This is a genomic window from Mycobacterium sp. NTMscope_Eco_3 (assembly GCF_976985685.1).
Map to the genome: position 1 here is coordinate 23,402 of NZ_CDRJYZ010000002.1, position 21,527 is coordinate 44,928.

The 21,527-nt window shown below is 62.6% G+C and carries 18 protein-coding genes and 5 pseudogenes; 9 read left to right on the forward strand and 14 right to left on the reverse strand.

The window, feature by feature from the left end; all coding sequences use genetic code 11:
* Window positions 1-59: 59 nt before the first annotated feature.
* On the reverse strand, window positions 60-359 hold the full coding sequence (locus tag AC0KTM_RS28510; RefSeq protein WP_231614276.1) for an anti-sigma factor antagonist: 300 nt from the start codon (window positions 357-359) through the stop codon (window positions 60-62).
* 1,060 nt (window positions 360-1,419) lie between these two features.
* Here AC0KTM_RS28510 and AC0KTM_RS28515 point away from each other — a divergent pair.
* Window positions 1,420-1,746 carry a hypothetical protein gene (locus AC0KTM_RS28515; protein WP_047324131.1) on the forward strand — a complete coding sequence of 109 codons (327 nt, stop codon included), beginning with the start codon at window positions 1,420-1,422 and terminating at the stop codon, window positions 1,744-1,746.
* 558 nt (window positions 1,747-2,304) lie between these two features.
* A pseudogene (locus AC0KTM_RS28520) lies at window positions 2,305-2,636 on the forward strand (IS481 family transposase); the annotation flags it as partial.
* Window positions 2,637-2,651: 15 nt separating this feature from the next.
* Here the strand turns inward: AC0KTM_RS28520 and AC0KTM_RS28525 are convergent.
* Both AC0KTM_RS28525 and AC0KTM_RS28530 read right to left on the reverse strand, forming a co-directional pair.
* A complete protein-coding gene (locus AC0KTM_RS28525) occupies window positions 2,652-2,834 on the reverse strand; it encodes a hypothetical protein (protein WP_047324130.1) in 183 nt (60 codons plus the stop codon).
* 268 nt (window positions 2,835-3,102) lie between these two features.
* A complete protein-coding gene (locus AC0KTM_RS28530) occupies window positions 3,103-3,708 on the reverse strand; it encodes a TetR/AcrR family transcriptional regulator (RefSeq protein ID WP_082147681.1) in 606 nt (201 codons plus the stop codon).
* 138 nt (window positions 3,709-3,846) lie between these two features.
* Here AC0KTM_RS28530 and AC0KTM_RS28535 point away from each other — a divergent pair.
* Window positions 3,847-4,402: pseudogene (locus tag AC0KTM_RS28535) on the forward strand (transposase); the annotation flags it as partial.
* A pseudogene (locus AC0KTM_RS28540) lies at window positions 4,403-4,783 on the forward strand (transposase); the annotation flags it as partial.
* 342 nt (window positions 4,784-5,125) lie between these two features.
* Here AC0KTM_RS28540 and AC0KTM_RS28545 read toward each other — a convergent pair.
* Complete coding sequence (locus tag AC0KTM_RS28545; protein ID WP_052955364.1) at window positions 5,126-5,824, reverse strand: TetR/AcrR family transcriptional regulator; 699 nt, start codon at window positions 5,822-5,824, stop codon at window positions 5,126-5,128.
* A 359-nt stretch (window positions 5,825-6,183) separates the two neighbouring features.
* Here AC0KTM_RS28545 and AC0KTM_RS28550 point away from each other — a divergent pair, with 359 nt between their 5' ends.
* Window positions 6,184-9,267: an MMPL/RND family transporter gene (locus AC0KTM_RS28550; RefSeq protein WP_082147679.1), complete on the forward strand. Its 3,084-nt coding sequence runs from the start codon at window positions 6,184-6,186 to the stop codon at window positions 9,265-9,267.
* Between the two features lie 3 nt (window positions 9,268-9,270).
* Here AC0KTM_RS28550 and AC0KTM_RS28555 read toward each other — a convergent pair whose 3' ends face one another.
* Entirely contained in the window at window positions 9,271-9,645 is a 375-nt protein-coding gene (locus AC0KTM_RS28555) for a limonene-1,2-epoxide hydrolase family protein (RefSeq protein ID WP_047324127.1), read from the reverse strand.
* A 202-nt stretch (window positions 9,646-9,847) separates the two neighbouring features.
* On the opposite strand from AC0KTM_RS28555, the gene AC0KTM_RS28560 reads away from it, so the two are divergent.
* Together AC0KTM_RS28560 and AC0KTM_RS28565 are read left to right on the forward strand one after the other, a co-directional pair.
* Window positions 9,848-11,053: a cytochrome P450 gene (locus tag AC0KTM_RS28560; protein WP_047324126.1), complete on the forward strand. Its 1,206-nt coding sequence runs from the start codon at window positions 9,848-9,850 to the stop codon at window positions 11,051-11,053.
* Window positions 11,054-11,391: 338 nt separating this feature from the next.
* Window positions 11,392-12,084: a TetR/AcrR family transcriptional regulator gene (locus AC0KTM_RS28565; RefSeq protein WP_052955363.1), complete on the forward strand. Its 693-nt coding sequence runs from the start codon at window positions 11,392-11,394 to the stop codon at window positions 12,082-12,084.
* Here AC0KTM_RS28565 and AC0KTM_RS28570 read toward each other — a convergent pair.
* The 3 genes and pseudogenes from AC0KTM_RS28570 to AC0KTM_RS28580 all read right to left on the reverse strand — a co-directional run.
* The gene (locus AC0KTM_RS28570) at window positions 12,052-13,236 is read right to left on the reverse strand and encodes a thiolase family protein (RefSeq protein ID WP_047324125.1); all 1,185 of its coding nucleotides are present in this window, start codon (window positions 13,234-13,236) and stop codon (window positions 12,052-12,054) included. The two genes, AC0KTM_RS28565 and AC0KTM_RS28570, sit on opposite strands and share 33 nt — an antisense overlap.
* Window positions 13,233-13,433 (reverse strand): Zn-ribbon domain-containing OB-fold protein, encoded by a 201-nt coding sequence (locus AC0KTM_RS28575; RefSeq protein ID WP_232527343.1) that lies wholly within the window; start codon window positions 13,431-13,433, stop codon window positions 13,233-13,235. Before AC0KTM_RS28575 ends, AC0KTM_RS28570 begins: the two co-directional genes overlap by 4 nt.
* A gap of 96 nt (window positions 13,434-13,529) precedes the next feature.
* Window positions 13,530-13,649 (reverse strand): annotated as a pseudogene (locus tag AC0KTM_RS28580) (DNA-binding protein); the annotation flags it as partial.
* 208 nt (window positions 13,650-13,857) lie between these two features.
* Here AC0KTM_RS28580 and AC0KTM_RS28585 point away from each other — a divergent pair.
* Window positions 13,858-15,060 (forward strand): cytochrome P450, encoded by a 1,203-nt coding sequence (locus tag AC0KTM_RS28585; protein WP_082147678.1) that lies wholly within the window; start codon window positions 13,858-13,860, stop codon window positions 15,058-15,060.
* Between the two features lie 49 nt (window positions 15,061-15,109).
* Window positions 15,110-15,817, forward strand: coding sequence for an enoyl-CoA hydratase/isomerase family protein (locus tag AC0KTM_RS28590; protein WP_047324124.1), 708 nt, complete (start codon window positions 15,110-15,112; stop codon window positions 15,815-15,817).
* 190 nt (window positions 15,818-16,007) lie between these two features.
* Here the strand turns inward: AC0KTM_RS28590 and AC0KTM_RS28595 are convergent.
* From AC0KTM_RS28595 to AC0KTM_RS28620, 6 genes and pseudogenes are all read right to left on the reverse strand, one after another.
* Window positions 16,008-16,340: pseudogene (locus AC0KTM_RS28595) on the reverse strand (transposase); the annotation flags it as partial.
* A gap of 63 nt (window positions 16,341-16,403) precedes the next feature.
* Window positions 16,404-17,548 (reverse strand): IS3 family transposase gene (locus AC0KTM_RS28600; protein WP_089152512.1). Its coding sequence is split into 2 segments (ribosomal slippage): window positions 16,404-17,281 and window positions 17,281-17,548, totalling 1,146 coding nucleotides; the frame shifts between segments, so codons are not numbered across the junction.
* An 83-nt stretch (window positions 17,549-17,631) separates the two neighbouring features.
* Window positions 17,632-18,801, reverse strand: a complete 1,170-nt coding sequence (locus tag AC0KTM_RS28605) for an IS3 family transposase (protein WP_082147712.1) — start codon at window positions 18,799-18,801, stop codon at window positions 17,632-17,634.
* Window positions 18,802-19,095: 294 nt separating this feature from the next.
* On the reverse strand, window positions 19,096-19,734 hold the full coding sequence (locus AC0KTM_RS28610; RefSeq protein ID WP_047323906.1) for a TetR/AcrR family transcriptional regulator: 639 nt from the start codon (window positions 19,732-19,734) through the stop codon (window positions 19,096-19,098).
* Between the two features lie 171 nt (window positions 19,735-19,905).
* Window positions 19,906-20,085 carry a hypothetical protein gene (locus tag AC0KTM_RS28615; protein ID WP_047323905.1) on the reverse strand — a complete coding sequence of 60 codons (180 nt, stop codon included), beginning with the start codon at window positions 20,083-20,085 and terminating at the stop codon, window positions 19,906-19,908.
* Between the two features lie 26 nt (window positions 20,086-20,111).
* A complete protein-coding gene (locus AC0KTM_RS28620) occupies window positions 20,112-21,413 on the reverse strand; it encodes an MCE family protein (RefSeq protein ID WP_047323916.1) in 1,302 nt (433 codons plus the stop codon).
* Window positions 21,414-21,527: the final 114 nt, after the last annotated feature.

A 21,527-nucleotide genomic window follows, 5' to 3' on the forward strand; every position in this document is an offset into this window, starting at 1 on the left:
GGTTACCCTTTCGTCGGGCGGGCGTTTGGCCCGTCAGCCTTTCGCACCGGTCAGATGGCTCAAGCGGCCGCAGCCGATAGTGCCGATTCAACGGTCGGATAGTTCGATAGCAGCGGACGCAGACCGCCGGCCGCCACGATTCGCGCCACGATCGGCTGGTTGCTGACCAGACAGGTGGTGATCCCGCGGCGTCGACAACGTCGTGCCTGTTGGCCTAGCAAGGAAAGTGCGCCACACGATAGGAAACGCAGGTTGCAAACGTCGACCACGAACGGTCCCGGCGCGATGGCGGTCGGACCGATCTTGTTCATCAGATTGTCCCAGATGTCCTCGGTGCCGGCGTCGACCTCGCCGCCCACTGAATGATGACCGCCGAGCCGTTGCGCTCGCTGGTGATCCGTAGTGGCGCGCGCTCATGCGCCAGCCTCCGATGCGGCTCGGCGTCCTGCGCGACTGACGGATGCGACATGTGAAAGACAGGGCTCATAGCGCGCTCTTTTCCTCGCGCGGTGCCCCCCAGCGCCGTGATGAATGACGGGCCGCCCTGCAGTCTGAAGACAGACCTGATCTGACCATTAGAGCAGAACTAGTGCCGTCGTGTCATCATGGCGACGGCACTAATTCGGAACAGAAAATGTTCCCCAGATAGCCGTGGAGGCGACACGGCAAGTGAGCCGAGGGCGCGGGCCTTTGGAGATGGTGGCACCACCGCGGGCGCGCGTTTGGGTGACTTCGGTGTTTAGGTGATTGCTTAAGGGGTTTTGGCCGCGTGAATGCAGGTCGGATAGCCCGGTAGTGTTGTGTCGCAACGTTTGTCGTGCTGCAGTGCCGGCGGGTGTGATCATTGGTGGCCCGGCCGCGGCAGCGGGGTGTGCTGATGTCGAGGTGGTGTTTACTCGCAGCACGGGTGGACCGCCCGGGGTTCAGAGGCAACAGCACCGATGCGGCCAGAATTGCAGCAGCTTTGACGCGCGTGATCGGATTCATCGTCTCGCCACCTTCACCGTTCGTCCACAATTGACGGTCCTAGGAAATGCCCGCCATCCCCACTTCAAACACGCATTTCGGCCGCGACTGACCTACTCCTTACCCCCTGGGGTCTTATCCGACTAACACGCGATCACACTCGACGCCTACAGCGAAGACCTCAGCGTTTCGCTGACGCCAACATCCGGAAAAGAGCCTGCCGACGAGAGCTTGCGCTTGGCTTATTGGGCTTGTTCCAGCGCCTGGGTCAAATGCTGCCCGTCTGGGTTCTCATCGAAATAGGCGCAGCAGTAGGTCACCGTCGAAGACAGCAACGACCCGGCCCTAGCCTGCGCCGAAAACTTATAACGGGCAACCAGGTTTGGTTCCAATCCCCAGGGGAAGCTCCTTGACTGGCCCAGAAACGTGAAGGCGCCGCGAAGGAGTAGTCCCATGACCCTGCTCGATGACCGACCCGCCGTGGTAGCCCCGGCGAAGTGCACTCCACCGGAGTTCGGGTCGCCGACAACCATCAACAACTGGGCGCCAGCCCCCAATCCGGTGCTACTCGAGGAGGACATCGAACGGCTGGCCCGTGTCGAGGCCAACAAGCAGCAAATCTATCGAAGCAACTCCTGTTGCTCGCCGAGCAGAGGCATGTTGCTGGAGGTCTCGGAATCTCCCACCACCACCGGTGGCATTGTGTTCGCCGCGATCGCTTGGCTTTTGCTGTTCGCCGCCATCGCCTGGCCGTTCGTGCTCGCGGGTTCTGCAACATAGCCTTCGCCCGTATCTATCCGATCGCGATTGGACTGGCGTCCGCAACGCGGTGCAAACCGGCCTGCACAAAATGTTGAACGATGGCTGGATGCCTGCCTCGGCAAGCCGCTCGCTGAACAGGATAGACGTGAACTGGGAACGTCGATCAGTTTGGTGGACAACATGTTTCAAATCCATAACCCCGATCCGAGGCAGGTCCCAGTGCCGACTGCAGAACCACGCCCTCGGACAGCGATTCGGCGAGCACACCTGATATTTCGTCTCGGTGTACGGCGCCTATTCGTTGTTCTATGTCCGCACGAATTTGCGTTTTGGCGACTGAACCTCCTCCCACAGGAGAGGCGCGAGAACTGCCTTCCTCAACAGTGGCCTCGTGTCTGCCGGCCGGCACCGAGGACTTGGCAGCCATTCCCTGAGCTGAGCAGTCATGGATTCGTTGATAACCTACATCGCTCTCGCTACGTAGCCGTGGCTGTCTTTGCCTGACACCGCCTTGACCGGCGTTTTGGCCGCATGTTCGCTGACCTCAAGTTTGCTCACGGACGGCTGCGACGGCCCCGGCCGCATCAGTCACTGGACATGGCCACACCGGCGCTACGGTTCACTCCAGCAGCCCCAACCTCGCCGGCAACGGTGTCAGCGCCACGGGGTGGCGACGAGAGCACCGGGGACGGTTGGTCAGCCGGCCGGTGTGCGCCAACGACATCGTGTGCGTGTCCTGGCAACAAGTTAGCGTCGGACGCCACTATGCTCGAGCCCGCTGCGATGTCCACGTTGATGGTGATCTGCTGCGGTTTTGGATTGGCAAGGATCTGGTCAAAACCGCGGCGCGTATCAGCCACGGCGAGATACGATACAAGCGGACCCTGCGCACCAGTGCACCAGCCTAACCAACAAACAGAGTGTCAAGGATCGAACGACACAGAAACGTCAAGAATCAACCGCCTCTGAACACCGGTCAAGTCGGCCCGCAGCTGGGTGTAATCGTGCAGCCGCCGCACCGGCGCGGGCGGCACGAACGATGGCCGCAGCGTGGCCTTCTCGCTGAACGTGGCCAGCCACACCGCGTCCAACTTGTCGTTCTTCACGTCGCGGATGTTGACCAGCCTGCTCGAATTTCACTTCGCTGGTCCTCTCCCCACCGATATTTCATTGGAGGTTTCCTGGGACCTCGGTCGAGGAACCAAAATTCTGACCGGCTGCTCGAAGCAACAGGACGTGACGCGCGAGGCCGGGCCCGGCGCCAGGCTAAACCACAGGCTCACAAACCAGAGTGAAACGGCGTCGGGTGGGCACCCCGACCACATTTTCACGCCTGCGAGGCGTCGCCGAAGGCAATCAGGGGGCTGAACCGCCTTACCCAGTGGGTCGGGTGAGGCTGGGAATGATGAAGTCAACGAGGAGTTGCACGGTGCGACCGGTGGGGGGTCGGCTAGGGATGATGGACCGGAACATTAGGTAGCCGGGCAGTAGGTCCCAAAGTTCGTCGTTAATGGCCGCGCCGGCCATATCACCGCGGTCGACGGCCTGCTTCAGGATGTGCTGGATCAAGGCTTTCCACTGTTCGAGGAACTGATGCCGTATCGCCTCGTTGAACGCGGCGTTACGCGACACCTCGACAAGCACCGCGCGGATGGTGCTGGCGTGCTGGCGGGTGTGTTGGCTCACCAACTCCCCAAGTGCCAGCAAATCTCCCCGCAGTGTGCCGGTATCGGGCGGGACCACCACCTGGCGGGTCTCCTCGGTGAATGCGGTCAGCACCAATTCGGCTTTCGACGGCCATCGCCGGTACACCGTCGCTTTGCTGGCGCGGGCGGTGGCCGCCACCGCGTCCACCGTCAACCGGTCATACCCGTGCTGCTGTAGCAGGCCCATCGTCGCCGCAAGCAACTCGGCCTCCCGCGGCGACCACCGTGAGGAGTCCGCGGGACCATCGGCGATCCGGGACACAGCGCCCACGATAGAACCGTCGTAGTAGTACAGTCCAGTACCGTACCTTCTAGTTCTAAACCTGAATGAGGTTGTTGACAGTCTGGGCTGCTGATGGAAGGAGTGACCCCTTGTTTGCTGCGCAATCTCCTTCTTGGGAAGGTGCATTTCATAGCGAGCAAATACGACCCGGAGACGCGGGCCAAGGCCGTCCGTCTGGCGCTGGAGCATCGTGATGACTATCCGAGTGAGTGGGCGGCGATCACCGCGGTATCCAAGCGGTTGGGGATGACCGCTGAGACGTTGCGCAGTTGGATCGCTCAGCATTAGGTCGGCCGCGGTGATCGTGCCGGGGTGACCACCGAGGCAGCGAGAGAGATCCGGGCCTTGCGACGTCGTAACGTCGAGCTCGAGCAGACCGCCGAAATATTCAAGGCTGCACATCTTTCTTCGTGCGGGAGAGCGACCCGCGCAACCGCCGCTGACCGGTTCGGTCTGCGAGTTCATCGCCGTCCATCGGGACCGGTTCGGGGTTGCTCCGATCTGTCTCGTGCTCTCTGAGCACAGCGTGCCGATCGCTCCGCGAACGTTTCACGCTTGGGCCACGCGAGCGCCTTCGAAACAAGCCCTGTGGGATGCCACGATCATCGAGATCCTGGCTGGCTATTACGAGCCCCACCAGCACGGCTGGCGTAAGTCCGAGTCACTGTACGGGTCGTTAAAGATGTTGACAGTTGAGATCGGTGACTGGTCGCGGTTCACCGGGTCCTCGATCGGCGCCTACGTCCTACTGGTGCCCTGCGAGTAGTCATCGGGCAGCTCGCGTGCCCAGGGGTCATCACCAAAGCGGGCAGCACGCATGTCCGACGGCTACTGATCGAATCGGCCTGGCATCACCGCAAGTCCTGCAGCACCTCCGGGCCCACCCTGCGGGCCAGCTGGGCGCCAAGGTCGATCCGGCCCTGCGGGCTCGCGGCCACGCCGGTAACCGACGCCTCAACACGCGGTGGCGCAGTTCACCGAACGCGGCATGAACCCACTAGTGGCCAACGTCGCGATCGACCGCGAATTTGCCGACTGGTGCTGGTCGCTGGCCACCATGCGATAAGTCGCCACATCAAATACTTGACTGGCCCTGGTAGCCCGGCGTTGGCGCGGTGCGTGAGCAAACCTGCAAAGAACCTATGAGCCACAAGGCGATTCGAATGACGACTGCCTATGACGGCCGCCTGTAGACAGCAGTACCGTTCACATCCAAATCATCGTCCTGCGGTACCCAACCCGCGCATATCAGCCTGACACCACCGTCGTGAGCAACGGCCGCCAACGGGTGGCGGACGGGTTTTCTGATCTTCGTTGCGGATCCTAGAACCGACGGTTGTCCCGGGACGCTTGGGAATCCCGCTGGAGCGATCGCTTGGGGCCTACGGCGTCCGTGTCGAATGGTCAACTATCGCTTCGCGCTCTTCGTTGGTGTCGGTACTGTCGCGGCGTCGGCGGCGGTGGGGCTGAGGATGCCCGGGATGACGAAGTTGCGCAGCGTCGCGCGCCTGTCCATGCGGGTATGGTGCTGGCTTCCGGCGAGATGATCCATCAGCAACATCTGCGCAACCCGCACCAGCCAGTCGGCGACTGCGTCGGGGTCGAGTTGCTCTCGCAGTTCGCCGTTTGCCTTCGCCGCGTCGACGTATGGTCGCAGCGCCTCGCGGATGCGGTCACGGAAGGCGGTGGATGCCGCGGCGGCCACTGTCATGGTGAGGCTTTCCGGCGAAAACAACACACGCAGCCAGCGTGATTTCTCCACCGCTGCGATCGCACCGTCGAGCGCATCAAGTAGCCGCTTGCCGAATGGGCCATTGCCGTTCATCGACCGCTCGGCGCCCTGGATCACGCCGGCCGAATCGCGCAGTATCACGAACGCCAGCACGTCGTCACGTGAGCCGAAGTAGCGGTACACGGTCGTACGATGCACTGACGCTTCCCTGGCGATGTCGTCGACCGTGGTGCGGCTGACGCCGTGACGCTCATAGCAGGCCTCGGCCGCATCGAGCAGGCGGCTGCGAGCCTCGTCGTCGTCAGTCGGCGGGCGATCGCCCCAAGTGCCGGCGCGCGTGCCGCCTTTAACGACTCGGAGTCGGCTCGGCGTCACAATTCGGCCTGGACGTATGGTGTGCCGCGCAAGTATTTCCAGCGCCGGCGCTGGGCATCGTTTGGCATCTGGCTTCGGATCTCCTCAGTCGGACCGGTGTCCCCGCATTAACGGTAGCGAACACCGCGTCGTCGACGGGTTTGATCGCTTAATCCGGCGAGGATTGCGCGCAGCGCCGCCGCGTGGACATCGCCGGTATGCGACACACAGCGAATTATGTTGTATGTTGCGTACGTGATGCTGACCGCCGCGCAGCGGGACCGTCGACGCTGCTTCAGGGGCTGGGTGGCTGCCAAAGATTTCGGGCCGGCCCGGCCAGAGGCTTTATCCGGCGCTCGTGCCGGACATGGTGAACGACCATGACGCGATCCACTGACGCCGAGCACCACAGTGCGGTCCTGGCTGGGGTTGCTCGGTTCGCACTGACGCATAAGGCCGTGGTGATCGGCGCGTGGCTGGGTCTTGCGATTGTGTTGGCGTTGGCGTTTCCGCAGTTGGAGTCCGTCGTCAGGCAGCAATCGGTGGATCCGGTTCCTCGGGATGTCGCCTCGTTTCAGTCGCTGGACCGGATGGGGAGAGCTTTCGGCGAGGTTGGCTCGACGACGACGGTGGTCGTCGCGATGGAAAACTCCGGTGGCCTGACTCCGCCAGTGCGACAGCGCTATTCGGCGATGGTTGAGAGGTTGCGTGCGGACTCCGGCCAAGTGGAACTGGTCCGGGACCTGCTGGCCGATCCAGCGACTGCGCGGCAGGCGACAAGCGATGACGGTAAAGCCTGGTACCTGCCGGTCGGGGTCGCAGGCACTCTGGGCAGCCCCCGGGCGGCCGAATCGGTGCAGTCGGTTCGCGATATCGCGACTGAAGCCTTCCGTGGCACCGGAACCGTCGCCGAAGTTACCGGTCCACCCGCCACGATGAGCGATCAGATCGTCGCCGCCAACAGCGATCTGTTGATTATCTCGCTGGCCACCGCCGGTCTGATCGCCGCGATCCTGTTACTGGTTTATCGCTCGGTGTTCACCGCACTGCTTCCGCTACTTGTCATTGGTCTGAGTTTGGCGGTCGGACGAGGCATTCTGGCGGGCCTCGGTGAAATCGGAATGCCGGTGTCGCAGTTCACGATCGCATTCATGACCGTCATCCTTTTGGGTGCCGGTACCGATTACTCGGTCTTTCTGATCAGCCGGTATCACGAGCAACGACGACAAAGCGTCGCGGTGGACCTCGCAGTCGTGCTCGCCACCGCAACGATCGGCCGGGTGATCCTCGCCTCGGCCGCGACGGTCGCGTTGGCCATGGTGGCCATGGCATTCGCAAAATTGAACATCTTCGCCACATCGGGGCCTGCGTGCGCCATTGCCGTGCTGGTCGGCTTTGTCGCCTCGGTGACGTTGCTGCCGCCGGTGCTGGTATTGGCCGCTAAACGCGGCGTTGGCGAACCCCGCGCGGATCGGACGCGAGCTTACTGGAACCGCATCGCCGTGACTGTGGTACGCAGACCGGTGCCATTGTTAGCGATCAGTTTGCTGATTTTGGTGGCGCTGGGCTCGATTTGTCTCACCATGCGGATCAGTTATGACGACCGCAAGGCGCAACCGGCCGACACCGCCAGCAACAAAGGTTATCGGTTGCTGGACAGGCATTTCCCCAGGGACACAACGATGACCGAGTTTTTACTTGTGGAGTCCCCGAAAGATATGCGTACCGGCACTGGTCTCGCCGATCTGGAAGAGATGGCCTCGCGTGTCTCGCAGATCTCGGGCGTCACGGAGGTAGTCGGCGTTACCCGGCCAACCGGCAGACGTCTCGAGCAAGCGGAATTAGCTTGGCAGAATGGCCAAATTGGCGAGAAGCTCACCGATGCCGCGGTCGACGCTGAGGGCCGCAAAGGTCAGCTGAAGCAACTCACCGACGGGGCGGACCGGTTGGCCGACGGACTGACCCAGCTCGATACCAGCATCCAATCAGCTCTCGGCCCGATGACGGGTCTGCTCGACCAGGTGCAACGGGCCGGTGGTCAGATCGAGAGCTATCGCGCTCTGCTCACCCAGCTGAACGCGATGGGGCCCAACATTGATCGCCTTGTTCAGGACCGCGCGAGTTTACGGCCGTTGGCGTTGCGGGCAGCCGAAACCATCGCGGCGATCGAACCTTTGGCCGCGACGCTGGACAGCGCACCATGGTGCGCCGAGACTCCGCAGTGCGTCACGTTACGTGCACACGTTCAGACGCTCGTTTCGCTGCGCAACGGTGGCTTCTTCGATCAGATCGCCGACCTGGGTGATCAGCTGAGCACCCAGACGGGCGACATGCCCGTCGAGCCGACGATAGCGCAGATACAAGCTGCGACGGAGACCCTTGGCCGCAGCATGAAAGGCGCCGGGGGCCCAAATGCCGGTCTTGCGGGCCAGATCCGGCTGCTGCAAAGCGGCATCGGACGACTCGCCTCGGGTGCGCGGGCGTTGGCTGTCGGGGTTCACACGCTGGCCGACAGCAACATCCAGCTAGTCACCGGTATGAGTCAGATAGCGGCACAGCTGCAGGAATCGGCCCGCGGCTCCGAGGGAGCGAATTCATCCGCCGGCTTTTATATGCCGCCGAATACGCTGTTGGACAAGCGATTTGGTGACGTTGCTCGCCAGTTTGTATCAAGGGACGGCGAGACCGTTCGGTTCGAAATCAAGTCGCAGTATGATCCCTACTCCGCTGAGGCGATGGCGCTCGTTCATAAGGTTGCTGACGTCGCGGCCGCGGCGACGCCGAACACGTCGCTGGCCGGTGCCAAGGTTTCGATGGTCGGTTTTCCCGCGGTCAATGCCGACATCCAGCACTTACTCATCGACGACTTCGTCCGGCTCGCGATCGCCACCTTGATCATCGTGGGATTGATACTGGTTGTGCTTCTTCGGGCGATCCTGGCGCCGCTGTATCTGCTCGTCACCGTTGTGCTCAATTACGCCGCCGCAATGGGCCTGGGCGTTGCGATATTCCGGTACGGCCTGCACCATGACATCACCTGGCCGGTGCCGCTGTTGTCGTTCATCATCCTCGTCGCAGTGGGCGCCGACTACAACATGCTGCTCATCTCGCGGCTCCGCGAAGAGTCGGCCAACAACATTCGGGTCGGAGTGCTGCGGACTGTGGCCAGCACCGGCTCGGTGATAACCTCCGCAGGCTTGATCTTTTCGGCGAGCATGTTCGGGTTGATGGTCGGCTCCATTGCGACGATGGTTCAGATGGGTTTCATCATCGGATGCGGATTGCTCTTGGATACGTTCGTCGTCCGGACTCTCATGGTGCCCGCCATCGCCACGTTGCTCCGCGAGGCGAGCTGGTGGCCTGGGTACGGCCCGCAGACGTCGCGGCGAAGGGCAACCGGTCGATGGAAAGCTATCCGGTTGGGATTGCGCCGCTTTCGCCCGGCGGGAAGAAACTTCGCCTGAGTATCAGCTGAAGCCGCTGGTGATCGCGGCCATGTCGAAGTAATCCCGCCATGCCGCGATCCGTCCGTCCCGGATCTCGAAGACTCCCGCGACCGGAAGATGTATTTCACCGCCGTCCTTGCGTCGCAGCACATCCGTACGTTCGTTCATCACTAGCTCGCCGTTGCTGAGCTGCCGATGAATTCGGAAGTCGATGCCGTCGACTGCGGCGGTGAACCCCTCGATGAACTCCTTGATCGCAGTGCGCCCGTGTAGCGGCTGCATCGGAATGTTGTGGTATACCGCGTCTTCGGTGAAATAGCCGGCCAACTGCTCCGCGTCGGGCGTTGCCCAGAGGTTGCAGAATTCAGTGACCAGGTCGTCGGCTGATGATGTCATAGCTCGATGAAACCCGTTGAGGCAACGTAAATCAAGCTGCGCCGCGGCTTATTTGATGATTTCGGCCGGATAAGCACCAGACGACAGGCGCCTCTTTCCTCGCCGGTCGGGCGGCGCTGACGGACGGTCGGGCATCGGAGCAAGACGCAGTGGGCAACGTACGACATTGTGCGTTGGATGTTGCATAGCTTATGGTGGACTCATGCCGTCGGCGCAAACGTTAGACATCGATAACATCGATTTCGCATTCGATGATCAGCCCGACCTGCACGCCGTGCTCGCGCGGCTGCGGGAACGCAAGCCCTACGCGATCGTCCGGTTTGCCGGAGTGCCGGCGGTTTTGCTGTTGACCGACGAGCTGGTCCGGGCTGCCTTCAGGGACGAGGCCGCGTTTCCCGCTGCACCTGTCTATGCAATGACCACCGAACCGGTATTCGGCAGAACGGTCTTAAGCATGTCCGGCGCAGAACACCGCGCCAACCGGATGATGGTCTCCGCGCCGTTGCGGCGTAATCGTGTCCAGGGGTACATACAGCCGGTGATCGAACCGGTCATCAATGAGTTGATCGACCGATTCATCGACCGAGGAAGGGTCGACCTGGTCGCTGACTTCACCCACCGATATTCACTGCTGATCATCAGCCGCCTGCTCGGCATTCCCGTAGACGACGAAGCCAAAATTCATCGCTGGGCGCAAGCGATGATCCACTATCCGTTCGATCCCGACTGGGCCACCCGGTCGGCCCGGGAGTTCACCGAATATGTGGCCCCGTTGATCGCCGAGCGCCGGCGCGAGCCGAGCGATGACATGATCTCGATGCTGGTCACGGCCAGCACCGACGACGGCCAAACCCTGACCGACGAAGAGATTCTTACGTTCTTGCGGATGTTGTTCCCCCTGGGAGCCGATACCACCATGCTCGCCCTGGGCAATATCTTGTCCGCGCTGCTCAACCACCCCGAGCAGCTCGACCTACTGCGATCCGATCTCGAAAGGCACACCCAACCGGCGGTCTGGGAAGGATTGCGCTGGGAGCCCGCGGTCGGAATGCTCCCCCGGGCATGTCCCGAGGCGACCACGTGGCACGGGATCGAGATCCCAGCGTTAACGCCGATGATCTTCGCGATCAATGCGGCGCATCGAGACCCGGCTGTCTACGACCGGCCCGACGAATTCGATATCACCCGAAACGTCATGCCGACGGTGTCATTCGGGCAGGGCCCGCACAGCTGTATCGGCAATTGGCTGGCCAACGCCGAACTCGTTGCCGCAGTGACGTTGCTGACGCGGCGTTTGCCCCATCTCGCATTGGATCCCGCGAACGCCCGTTCGTCAACCGTCACCAGCCAAGTCGGCACCACGCTGCGCGGACCGGATGCTCTGCACGTCACCTTCACGTCGCCGTGACCGCGCCTCTGGTTGGTCACAGCAAGCCGGCACCCGCAGGTCCACGGTGACGACTTCTTCCGTTGCACGGCGACCGGCCCCAGCATCCGTCCCCAGGGCTTGACCGAGCGCAGTACCCCGCGGATGGCGAGCACCGCCACGCAGGATCCGCGGACGGCTACGTGTATCGGCAGTCGGATCTCGTTGCACCGGCGGTGCGCAAAACCTGGCAGGGCCTGATCTCAACGCTTCTGAATCTATGGTCCGGTAGCGTCCTAACCACACGTCAGTGGTTGAGGGACGATAGACCGAGACCAGCACGATGGACGGCGCGAGAACAGATCGAGGGAGGAAGTGCGGTGAGCAAGTCACCGGCACGAGAGTCCGAGAAGCTTGGGCGTCCACGCCACTTCGACGACGACACCGAGTGTCGCTTGCTGATGGACGCCGCAGTGCGGGTGATGGCGCGCAACGGCTTCGCCGGCATGTCCGTCGCTGATGTCTTGGCCGAGGCCGAACTGTCGACCACCAGTTTCTACCGCCACTTTCAGTCCAAGCACGCATTGCTGGCCGCGATCATCCAGCGGGACGGCGAGTCGGCGCGGCGGGCGTTGGAGCGCGCGATCGCAGCGGCCCCTGATCCTGTGGCGGCGCTCGAGGCCTGGCTCGACGGGCTGCTGGGCCAATTCTTCGAACCCAGGAAAGCCTCGCGCACAGCGCTTTTCACCACGTCGGAGGTTCACAGCGCCACTCAGGTGGCCGAGATCATGGAGATGCGCTGGTTGCTTTCCCAGCCGCTTGTCGGGGTGCTGCGCGCCGGCCACCGCGCCGGGGTGCTGCGCTCACCGAAGCCGGAACCGGACGCCGTGAGCATTTTCGCCATCGTCAGCAGCGCAGCGACCTCCCCGCACGGGCACCCCCACAACCGTAAAGCCGCACGGGCACAAGCGATACGGTTCATCTGGCCCGCATTGAGCATCACCGAAGCTGCGGCGGGCACCGGTAATCGGAGTCAGCGGTCACGCAAGCCGCGTCAGCAGCACACAGCCTGAAATCGGTCCCCCACCGTTAGACACCACCGCTACTTCAGGCCCGCCCGCGACCTGCCGTGTCCCGGCTTCCCCGCGCAGCTGCAGCACCGCCTCATGTAGATAGCCGTAGCCGTGCAGGCGGCCTCCCGATAGCTGCCCGCCGTTGGTGTTCAACGGCAGTTCGCCATCGAGCGCGATGCGCGTGCCGTCCTGGATGAACGGGCCGCTTTCGCCGTGACCGCAGAACCCGAGGGCCTCCAACCACGACATCGTCAACCAACTGAATCCGTCGTAGAGCTGCGCGACGTCGACATCGGCGGGTCGCAAATCGGTGCGCGACCACATGTGTTCGGCGGAAGTGCGCGCCGGCATGGTGGTCAAGTCCTCCCACTGCTCCCACGACGGTCGTCCCCGCAGCGCGGTCCCCACAGCTTCGACGCGCGCAACCGGGTGGTCGACGGCCGACGCGTGTTCGACGACAGACACCACAAGCGCGGTGGATCCGTCGACGGGAACATCGCAGTCATAGAGCCGAAACGGGGACGACACCATCCTCGATGCCAGATAGTCCTCGAGCGTCAACGGATCGCGGAACACCGCCTTCGGATTACGCGCGGCATTGCGGCGCCCATTCAACGCGATCTGCGCCATCTGCTCGTGAGTCGTTCCGAACTCATGAAAGTGCCGCTGTGCGTAGAGCGCGAGCCAATTCGCCGCCGAATACGCTCGAAAAGGGATCAGCCACTGCAGCGGGCCGCCCACTTCGCTGCCGCCGACGCCGATGCCCGGGCGATGCCCGCTGCCCTGTGCGGTCGATTCGGTAACGGTGCGATACACCAGGATATGACGGGCCAGGCCCATCGACACCGCCATCACCGCGCTGATGACCGCCTGCAACTGCCCGGGTCCCTCGGCGGCGCCGCTGTGCCAGTTGAGCGACAACCGCAGCGCATCCTGCACCTGGGGTGAACCGGGACCCGAGAACCCGGGGTATCCGTGGACGCCTCCCGGATAGGTGGCCAGCCCGTCAATATCGTCGACGGTCAGCCGCGCGTCCGCAATTGCTGCAAGGGCGGCATCGATGGTCAGGTCCAGACCGTCGCGCCCCAGCCGCCGGCCCACCTGGGATTGCCCGATGCCCGAAATGACCGCTCGGCGTTCGGCTTCGGTCATGATGTCGCCGGGCGAAACATCGGAAGATGCACCGGTGGGTGATCCTCGAAGACCACCTCCACCGGCATGCCGACGCGGGCGTCGTCGGCGGCGACGTCGACCAGATTGGTCAGCAACCGAAGGTCGGGCTGCTCATCCATCGCGACCACACCGATGATGTACACCTCGCTAGTGCTGTCCCACGGCTGATGGTTCACGGTGTACGAGTACAGCTTTCCCCTCCCAGAGACGGCGGCCGGTGCGGTATCTCGGCCGCCGCACCGCGGGCAGTACGGCGCAGGCGGATGGATGAAATACCAACACGCCGAACAGCGCAGGAAGCGCAGACGGCCGTCGGCGCCGGATCTCCAAAAGAACGCGCTGGGGTCGTCCATGGAAGGCAACACGCGGGGTGGTCGGAGCATGGTCTCCATCCTGTCGGTGTTGACTGTGCACTTGTGCTCGAGAGACTATAAAAATAGCATTTGTAAACAACGCGGTGGTTGGATCGTCGAATCTGTCGACCAGGCTTGTGCGGTCGGCGGCGCGGAAACACGGACTGTGAGCTGACGCAGGCCGCCTTAGGCAACTACCAACTGCCGTTAGGTATTGCCCAGCGGCACTGGACGATAAGGGAGCTGGATGACGCAGGAAGACGACGTGTCGGGGCTGGGCCTACTCGCGGCTCCCGAGCTGACCCGGCATCCTCAGCCGACATACAAGATGTTGCGCGACTCTGCTCCGGTGATGCGCGTGGACGGTATCGGAGTGCTGGTCAGCACCTGGGAACTCGTGGACGAGGTGTTGCACAACCCGCACCTGTACTCCTCGGCGCTGACTTCAGGCGTGCTGAAAAACGACCGACCGCTCATCCCCCTTCAGATCGATCCGCCAGAGCACGGAAAGTTTCGCAAGATCCTCGACCCGCTGTTCGCGCCAAAACGGATGAAAGCACTTGAGGTGTCGATCTCGGCACTGGTCAACCAACTCATCGACGGCTTCATCGGCCGAGACGAGATCGACTTCGTCGAGGAGTTCTCCGTCCCTTTCCCCACCCAGGTCTTTTTGACCATGCTGGGCCTGCCGCTTGACGAGCTGCCCACGCTGCTTCTGATGAAAGATGGGATCATCAGGCCACACGAGTTGGCCGGAAAGCCGTTGGGCCACCCCGATACTGACGCCTATCAGGCGGCCACGGCGCAGTCGATCTACGCCTACTTCGCCGCCACGATGGAGCAGCGCAAGCGCGAGCACCACGACGATCTGCTGAGCTGGTTCCTTGAAGCAGAAATCGACGGAGATCGACTCAGCAGTAACGAAATCCTCGACATCTGCTTCCTGTTTCTCATCGCCGGGCTCGACACCGTGTCGGCGTCGCTAGACTGCTTTTTCAGCTACCTCGCACAGCATCCAGAGGTTCGCCAGGCGATCGCCGACGACCCGAAAAACATTCCCTTCATCGTCGAGGAACTTCTGCGGTGGGAAACACCCGTCATGGCCGTCGCACGTGAGGCCACGCACGACACGGAACTCGGTGGATGCCCCATCCACGCCGGCGAACAGGTGCTGGTCATGCTCGGTTCGGCCAACACCGACGAAACGTCTATCATCGACCCGGAATCCGTGCGATTCGACCGCAAACTGAACCGGCACTTGGGTTTCGGCGGCGGGGTACACCGCTGCCTGGGCTCTCACCTCGCTCGCGTCGAGCTGCGAACCGCCTTGCGCGTCTGGCACGAACGTATCCCCGAATACCACATCAAACCCGGAGTCGAACTCGACTTCACCCCAGGCGTTCGCGCCGCGCAGACATTCCCGATGGTCATGCACACCGGAGCCGAATAATAGGCAAGCTCGCCGCACCGACCGGCGCCTAGGCGTCCGGGTGGCTTACATGCTTCACGAGCGGCGCGACGGCGCAGTGGCCTGGCTGACATTCGATCGTCCAGAACGTCTTAACGCGTTCACCGCCGCCGGTTATCAGGAGCTGCGGGTCACGCTGCAGCGCCTCGCCCGTGATGACGCGGCACGGGCCGTGGTGCTGACCGGCCGTGGACGAGCTTTCTCTGCTGGCGCCGATCGATCACTGCTCGACGCCGCGGCGCCAGATACCGTGCGACAGCACGCCGGTGACGAATTCCTCCTACTTCTCGACGTCCTCGGCGGATTCGAAAAACCCTTGCTCGGCGCCGTCAACGGGGTCGCGGTGGGGTTCGGCTGCACGCTGCTGCTGTACTGCGACCTGGTGCTCCTCGCCGAAACCGCCCGGCTGAGATTTCCGTTCACCGCGTTGGGCATCGCGCCAGAGGCAGGCAGTTCAGCACTTCTGTCCACGAGAATGCGATGGGCGGATGCAATGTGGGCGATGCTTTCCAGCGAATGGATCGACGCAGCGGCCGCCTTCCGAACTGGTCTGGCCTGGCGAGTGGTTCCCGATGCCGAACTCGTCGAACAGGTTTCGTCCGCGGCAACATTAATTAGCACGCACGATCCGAATGCCGTGGCAGCTACTAAACGACTCATGACCAGCGGGCGGCGCAACGCGGCGCTCGACGCGATCAGCCGTGAGCTCACGGAAATGCAAGCACTCCGGCGTCCTTGACGAAGCGTCGGGAGGCAGCAGGATGTGGAAGGCAGGACGAGCGCACAACTATTGCGCGAAACAATTTCTCGCAGTGGCCAAGACGGTTACCGCGGCGCCGCGGGATCAATCCAATTGCCCCGGGGCATCATCTGGCCCTGCCGGGTCACAGGGTTAAGTGTTGCGACCCGCCGGCATAGGACTGCGAGGTCTAGTGTCCTGAGTCATTAATTTGGGTGCAGTAGTTTGCGATGCTGGCCAGGATTTGATCGGCGGTCTTGGTCCAGACGTAGGGGCGTGGATTGTTGTTCCAGGTTTGGATCCAGGCGCGGATGTCGGCGTTGAGTTGACGGACCGAGGTGTGGGTGCCGCGGCGTAGTTTTTTGGTGGTCAGTTCGGCGAACCAGCGTTCCACGAGGTTGAGCCAGCTTGAGCTGGTGGGAGTGAAGTGCAACACGAAGCGGGGATGTGCTGTCAGCCAACGCTTTACCGCTGGGGTCTTATGCGTGGAGGCGTTGTCGAGAACGACGTGGCAGTCCAGGTCGGCGTGGCGAGTCCCCGTTACTGAGTCCACCCCGATCTAGAGTCGGGTTGTTTCGTTCCGGATTCAGTTGATCACGCAGGCCACCGGGGTGTGGGTGCACCTGCACGACGCAGCGTACTGGGCCGGCGTTTGGTAGCCCAGGGCCGAGTGACGGTGTCGGTGGTTGTGCTCGAGCTTGAAGTCCCCGATGACCACGCGGGCCTCGAACAGGGTGTTCCAGTGGTTACGGTTGAGGCACTCCTTCCTCAGTCGGTTGTTGAACGATTCGATGTATCCGTTGTTCCACGGCATTCCCGGTGGAATGTAGAGCAGCCCGACCTTGTTCTCGCAGAACCGTTGCAGCGCTTGAGAAACCAACTCCGGGCCGTTGTCCATCCGCAGCACCTTCGGCGGCCCACCCGCGGCGGCGAACGCATCCTCGAGCTCGACCACCAACCGTTCGGCGGTGATCGATCGCTCCACCACATGCAACAGCGATTCACGGGTGTGCTCGTCTATCATCGAGGCGATCTTGATGGCCTTGCCGTCGATGGTGGAGTCGAACTGGAAATCGATCGCCCACACCACGTTCGGCGCATCGGCGTCGACCGGCGGGATGGAGGACACCCCCGCCCGCTTACGCGGCGAATTCACCTTCACCTGCAGCCCTTCCTCGCGCCACAGCCGGTGGATCTTCTTCTTGTTGACCTCACGGCGCTCGTCGAAGCGCAACGCCGCCCACGCACGCCGGAACCCATGGCACGGGTGTTTGGCGGCGTAGGCGCGCAGCCAGCCCCTCATTTCGGCGTCAGGATCAGCAGGGGTCTGCCCCAACGGCAGGCGGCGGTAGGTGGAGCGGGCCAGCCCAACGGCCTTGCACGCCAACCGCTCCGACATGCTCAACGTCTCCTTGAGCATGTCCACGGCGCGGCGCTTGGCAGCCGGGCTCAGAATTTTCCCTTAGCCACCTCACGCAGCGCGTCCTTCTCCAGCTCGGCGTCGGCCAGCAAGCGCTTCAATCGGCCGTTCTGCTCGCGCAGCTCCTTGAGCTCCTTGGCGGCATCGGTGTCCATCCCGCCGTAAGTGCGCCGCCAGTTGTACAGCGTCGCCGCCGACACATCCAGTTCGGCGGCAATCTCCTCGCCGGTCTTTCCGGCAGCGGACAGCTCATCCGCGCGGCGCAGTTTGCGCACGATGTCCTCAGCGGAATGCCGCTTCCGACCAGCCATCTATTCATCGTCCCTTCCAGCCCGACATCGGGCCACAGGACTCTAAAACTGGTTTGATCTGTTCCCGCCGTTTCGGGCCGTGGTTATGCGAGTTGAGGGATCGAATAGGTGGACGTCCAGAGTGTTTCGAACTCTGTGGGGCTGATGTTACCGAGGTAGCTGTGACGGCGTTCGACGTTGTAGAAGTTGTCGATGTAATCGGCCATGGCGGCGGCCAATTCGATGGTGGTGGCCCATTTGCGGGTGTTGAGCAGCTCGACTTGCATGCGGGCCCAGAACGACTCCATGGCGGCGTTGTCGAAGCAGTCGCCCACGGTGCCGAATGAGCCGAGCAGGCCCCAACGTCTCATGTTCTCCCCGAAGCTCCAGGACGTAAATTGCGTGCCGTGGTCGGCGTGCAGAATGGTTGGGCTACTTAGGGTTCTGTTGTCGACAGCCATGTTGACCGCGTTGTTGACCAGTGCGGTGTCGGCGGTGGTGGAGAAGGTGCGGGCCACGATCATCCGTGAGAAGCAGTCCAGGATCGCGCAGCAGTACACCTTGCCGTCGCGGGCGGGGTGTTCGGTGATGTCGGTGCACCACAGTTGGTTGGGCCCTGTGGCGGTGAATCGCCGATTGACCAGGTCGACTGGGGTGTCGACACCGATCAGGTTGGGCTTTCGTCGCCCCGGACGCGGCAGCCCGTGCAGGCCGTATTCGGACATGATCGAGTTGACCAGCTTGTGGTTGACGTTCATCTCGTAGTCGGCCAGCAGCGCGGCGCGGATCCGTCGGCGGCCGTAGGTGCCGCGTGATCGTTGGTGGATCTCGGTGATCGTGTCGGCCACGATCAGTCGTCGCACTTCGCGATCCGGGACGGGTCGTCGCCGGTGGTACTGCAGCAAGGACCGCGTTAATCCTGTTATCCGACAGGCGGATCGGCCGGAATGTCCTCGCGCGATCAGTCCTTCAGTGATCGCGCGTCGGCGTTTTGGGGGCACCACCGCCTGCTCGTCGAACAATTCGCACGCATCGCGGGTGAGGGCCAGCTCGGCCTCGAGCTGCGCGATGCGCTTGTAGGCGGCCGCCAGCTCGTCGGCTTCCACGCTCGGAATGCCCTCGATGAGCCCGGCGTCGATGAGTGCCTGACGTTTCCATCGGAACAGTGTGGCCTGACAGATGCAGGTCTCGGCAGCCAAGGCGGCAACGGGTTCCCCTGATCGCAGCCGTGCAACGATTTGCCGGCGCACCGAAGACGAATACTGACGGGGCATGTGACCTCCCGATGATCACTCTGCCCTCGACTCTCACAACCCTGGACCAACAACACGGGTACAGATCTGTTGGACTCATTCACAGGGAACACGCCAGGTCAGCCTGCCTAGGCGCGGCCGCATGTACCGAATCAGGATCGCTGACCAGGAAGCGGATGAGCGGGACGGCGTCGTTGGGGGCGGTGCCGTCCATCACCGTGGTGGCGTCGGGTGAGTTTTTGGCGATCTTCGACGGGGGATGGTCGGCTTCAGCACAGCTGAGCCCAACGGGTCACCATCATAACGGCCGTCCCGCTAATCCTCGGGTGGGCAAAGCGCCCCTTCCACGAGTTGGCGCAGCATTCGGGTCATGGCCACCATCTCCGGGTAACTCCGGACGTAGCCCGCGTACACCCCCACGCCGCAACCCACGACGAGCAGCGGTTCGACCATTGCCGATGCATCAATATCCGCAGCGAGTTCGCCGCGCTCAATCGCATCGTTGACGAAGCGTGTCAATACTTTCCGAATGATCCAAAGGGGATCGTTTTCGGTGCCAACCAATTCGGGATGGCGCTGCGATTCGATTACGCCAGTGACTAAAAACGCAGACCCGGCGGAAGTTTCCGAACCGGCTCTCATCGCCGCGGAGATGAACGCCATCAGGCGAGCCACCAGCGAATTCTCGATGTCCGCATGTTTAACACCGGCTCCGATGACGCATTCGTTGGTCTCAACCAGCACTTCCTGATACAACGCTCGCTTGCTCGAGAAGTAGTGGTTGATCGCCGGCCGGCTCAGTTCGGCGCTCGCGGCGATGTTTTGGAGCGTCGCGCCGTCGTAGCCGCGTTCGCTAAACACCAAACGAGCAGCTTGGACAATTCGCTGACGCGCGTCGCCGGCCGTCGCGGCAGGCGGGCGGCCCGGTCTGCGATTACCCTTTTGCGGCGCCATTTCAGTGTGTCATTTGCCGCGGTGCGGCATTAGCGGTTTTGGCGGCATGATGCCAAGTGCGGGTCGTCGCCTCGATCATTCCATGCGAATGCTCATCGATTCCACGCGGGTGTTCAACAAAAGCCGCAGTGGAATACCGGCTCGCGAATCGGCTGCGCCCCGCGAAGGCAATCACCACTGGCCGATATTGCTTGCGCCCTGGATGAGCCTGACTGGGATCTGCGCCACGTGATGCTGCATCACCGGGATCTGCTTGATGACCAGATCCGCGTCGGCGCAGGATTGCGTCGAGAGCTGTCCCGGATGCTGACTGTGCTCGCACGCGAAAACCCTCCCACCACAAAAGCTCATCGCCCACTCTATGCGGGAATGCCCATTTATGGGTTGATTGTGTTATCCCCTACCTGGCGGCCCCAGACGTATTCGATCGCATACGGCGATCCAGTGTCCAGGTGGTTGTACGGTGCAAGGCTGTTGCCGGAGTCCATCACCAACTCCGGTGCGGGCCACAAGTCGTGGGTGATCGGCTGCCAGCACCCCGGGGCTCCCCCGGGCCCACCGCGGGCGTTCACCCGCGGCAGGTTCTCGGGGTAGATGTAGGGGTTGGGCGCCCCACCGACCACCCCGGCGACACCGCCCACCAGCGAAGCGATGACGGGCGCCGCGGACACCGGGTTCGCGATCAGTCCCAGCCCGGAGAGCACCTCGGTGTCCATGTTTAACGAGTAGCCGTTGAAGCCTCCTTCGGAGGCACCCGTGATGGGCACGATGTCGTGGTAGTTGCGCAGGGCGCAGAACAGTTCGGGGCTGTAGGTGTCCAGTAGCTGGGCCGTGGGCACCAGGTCGGCGGCGCCTCGCGCCAGATACGGCCCGCCCTTGTTGAACAGCTCGGCACCGGTGTTACCGAACCCGGCCGCCGCCAACAACGCCTGATCCAAATCCTTCTGCTGCGCATTGATGGTGCGCGAGGTGATCACCGCGTTGTTCAAGAAGTCGAACAGATCCGGCGACGCATCCGCATACGTGTCCCCCAGCGCCGCCAACCGCGCAATATCCTTGCGCGCCTGCGGCAGCTGCGGATTCACGTCATCAAGCAAGGCGTTAGCGTTGGTCACCGACTGACCGAACTTCTCCCCCAACCCCGTCAACGACTGCGCCGCCGCGCTCAACGTCAAATTCAGCTTGACCGGATCCACCTTCTGCGCAATCGAGGTGATCGTCTGAAACAAGGTATTGATCTCGGTGGTCACCGACCGCGCATCGATCACCGTGTGCGACGAAATCTTCTGCGGCGACGGATGAGCCGGGGTCGTCAACGCCACATACTTACCACCGAACACCGTCGTCGCCTTGATATCGGCATTCACATTCGACGGAATCAACGCCAAATACCGCGGATACACCTCCAAGGTGAACTTCGCCGCCGGCTTCCCATCACGCACCGTCTCCGCGATCTTGCCCACCCGGCCGATCTGCACCCCGTTATAGGTCACCTTCGAACCCGGATCCATCAGTGACCCGGCGCGGGTGGCGATCATGGTCAGCTGCGTCTTTTCGGTGAAGGCACCCCGGAACTGCCCGTACACCAAGGCCAAAATCAGCGCGAAAACGAGCAACACGGCCACGGCGATCCACTTATACGGCGGGGTCCGCGGGGCGTTGGTCTGAGTCCTGACCAACGTCCAGTCAGCGTTTCGGTACCTCGCGCAGGACAGCACGTACCCTCCTTGGCGCGCAGGTGATTTGACGATGGCGATGCACCATCGCCGAAACCTTGTCAGTTTCATGAGCGG

Coding starts and splice junctions, on each gene's coding strand:
- AC0KTM_RS28515 (WP_047324131.1), top strand. CDS start 1,420: ATGACCCTGCTCGATGACCGACCCGCCGTGGTAGCCCCGGCGAAGTGC.
- AC0KTM_RS28550 (WP_082147679.1), top strand. CDS start 6,184: ATGACGCGATCCACTGACGCCGAGCACCACAGTGCGGTCCTGGCTGGG.
- AC0KTM_RS28555 (WP_047324127.1), bottom strand. CDS start 9,645: ATGACATCATCAGCCGACGACCTGGTCACTGAATTCTGCAACCTCTGG.
- AC0KTM_RS28560 (WP_047324126.1), top strand. CDS start 9,848: ATGCCGTCGGCGCAAACGTTAGACATCGATAACATCGATTTCGCATTC.
- AC0KTM_RS28570 (WP_047324125.1), bottom strand. CDS start 13,236: ATGACCGAAGCCGAACGCCGAGCGGTCATTTCGGGCATCGGGCAATCC.
- AC0KTM_RS28585 (WP_082147678.1), top strand. CDS start 13,858: ATGACGCAGGAAGACGACGTGTCGGGGCTGGGCCTACTCGCGGCTCCC.
- AC0KTM_RS28590 (WP_047324124.1), top strand. CDS start 15,110: ATGCTTCACGAGCGGCGCGACGGCGCAGTGGCCTGGCTGACATTCGAT.
- AC0KTM_RS28605 (WP_082147712.1), bottom strand. CDS start 18,801: ATGCCCCGTCAGTATTCGTCTTCGGTGCGCCGGCAAATCGTTGCACGG.
- AC0KTM_RS28610 (WP_047323906.1), bottom strand. CDS start 19,734: ATGGCGCCGCAAAAGGGTAATCGCAGACCGGGCCGCCCGCCTGCCGCG.
- AC0KTM_RS28615 (WP_047323905.1), bottom strand. CDS start 20,085: ATGAGCTTTTGTGGTGGGAGGGTTTTCGCGTGCGAGCACAGTCAGCAT.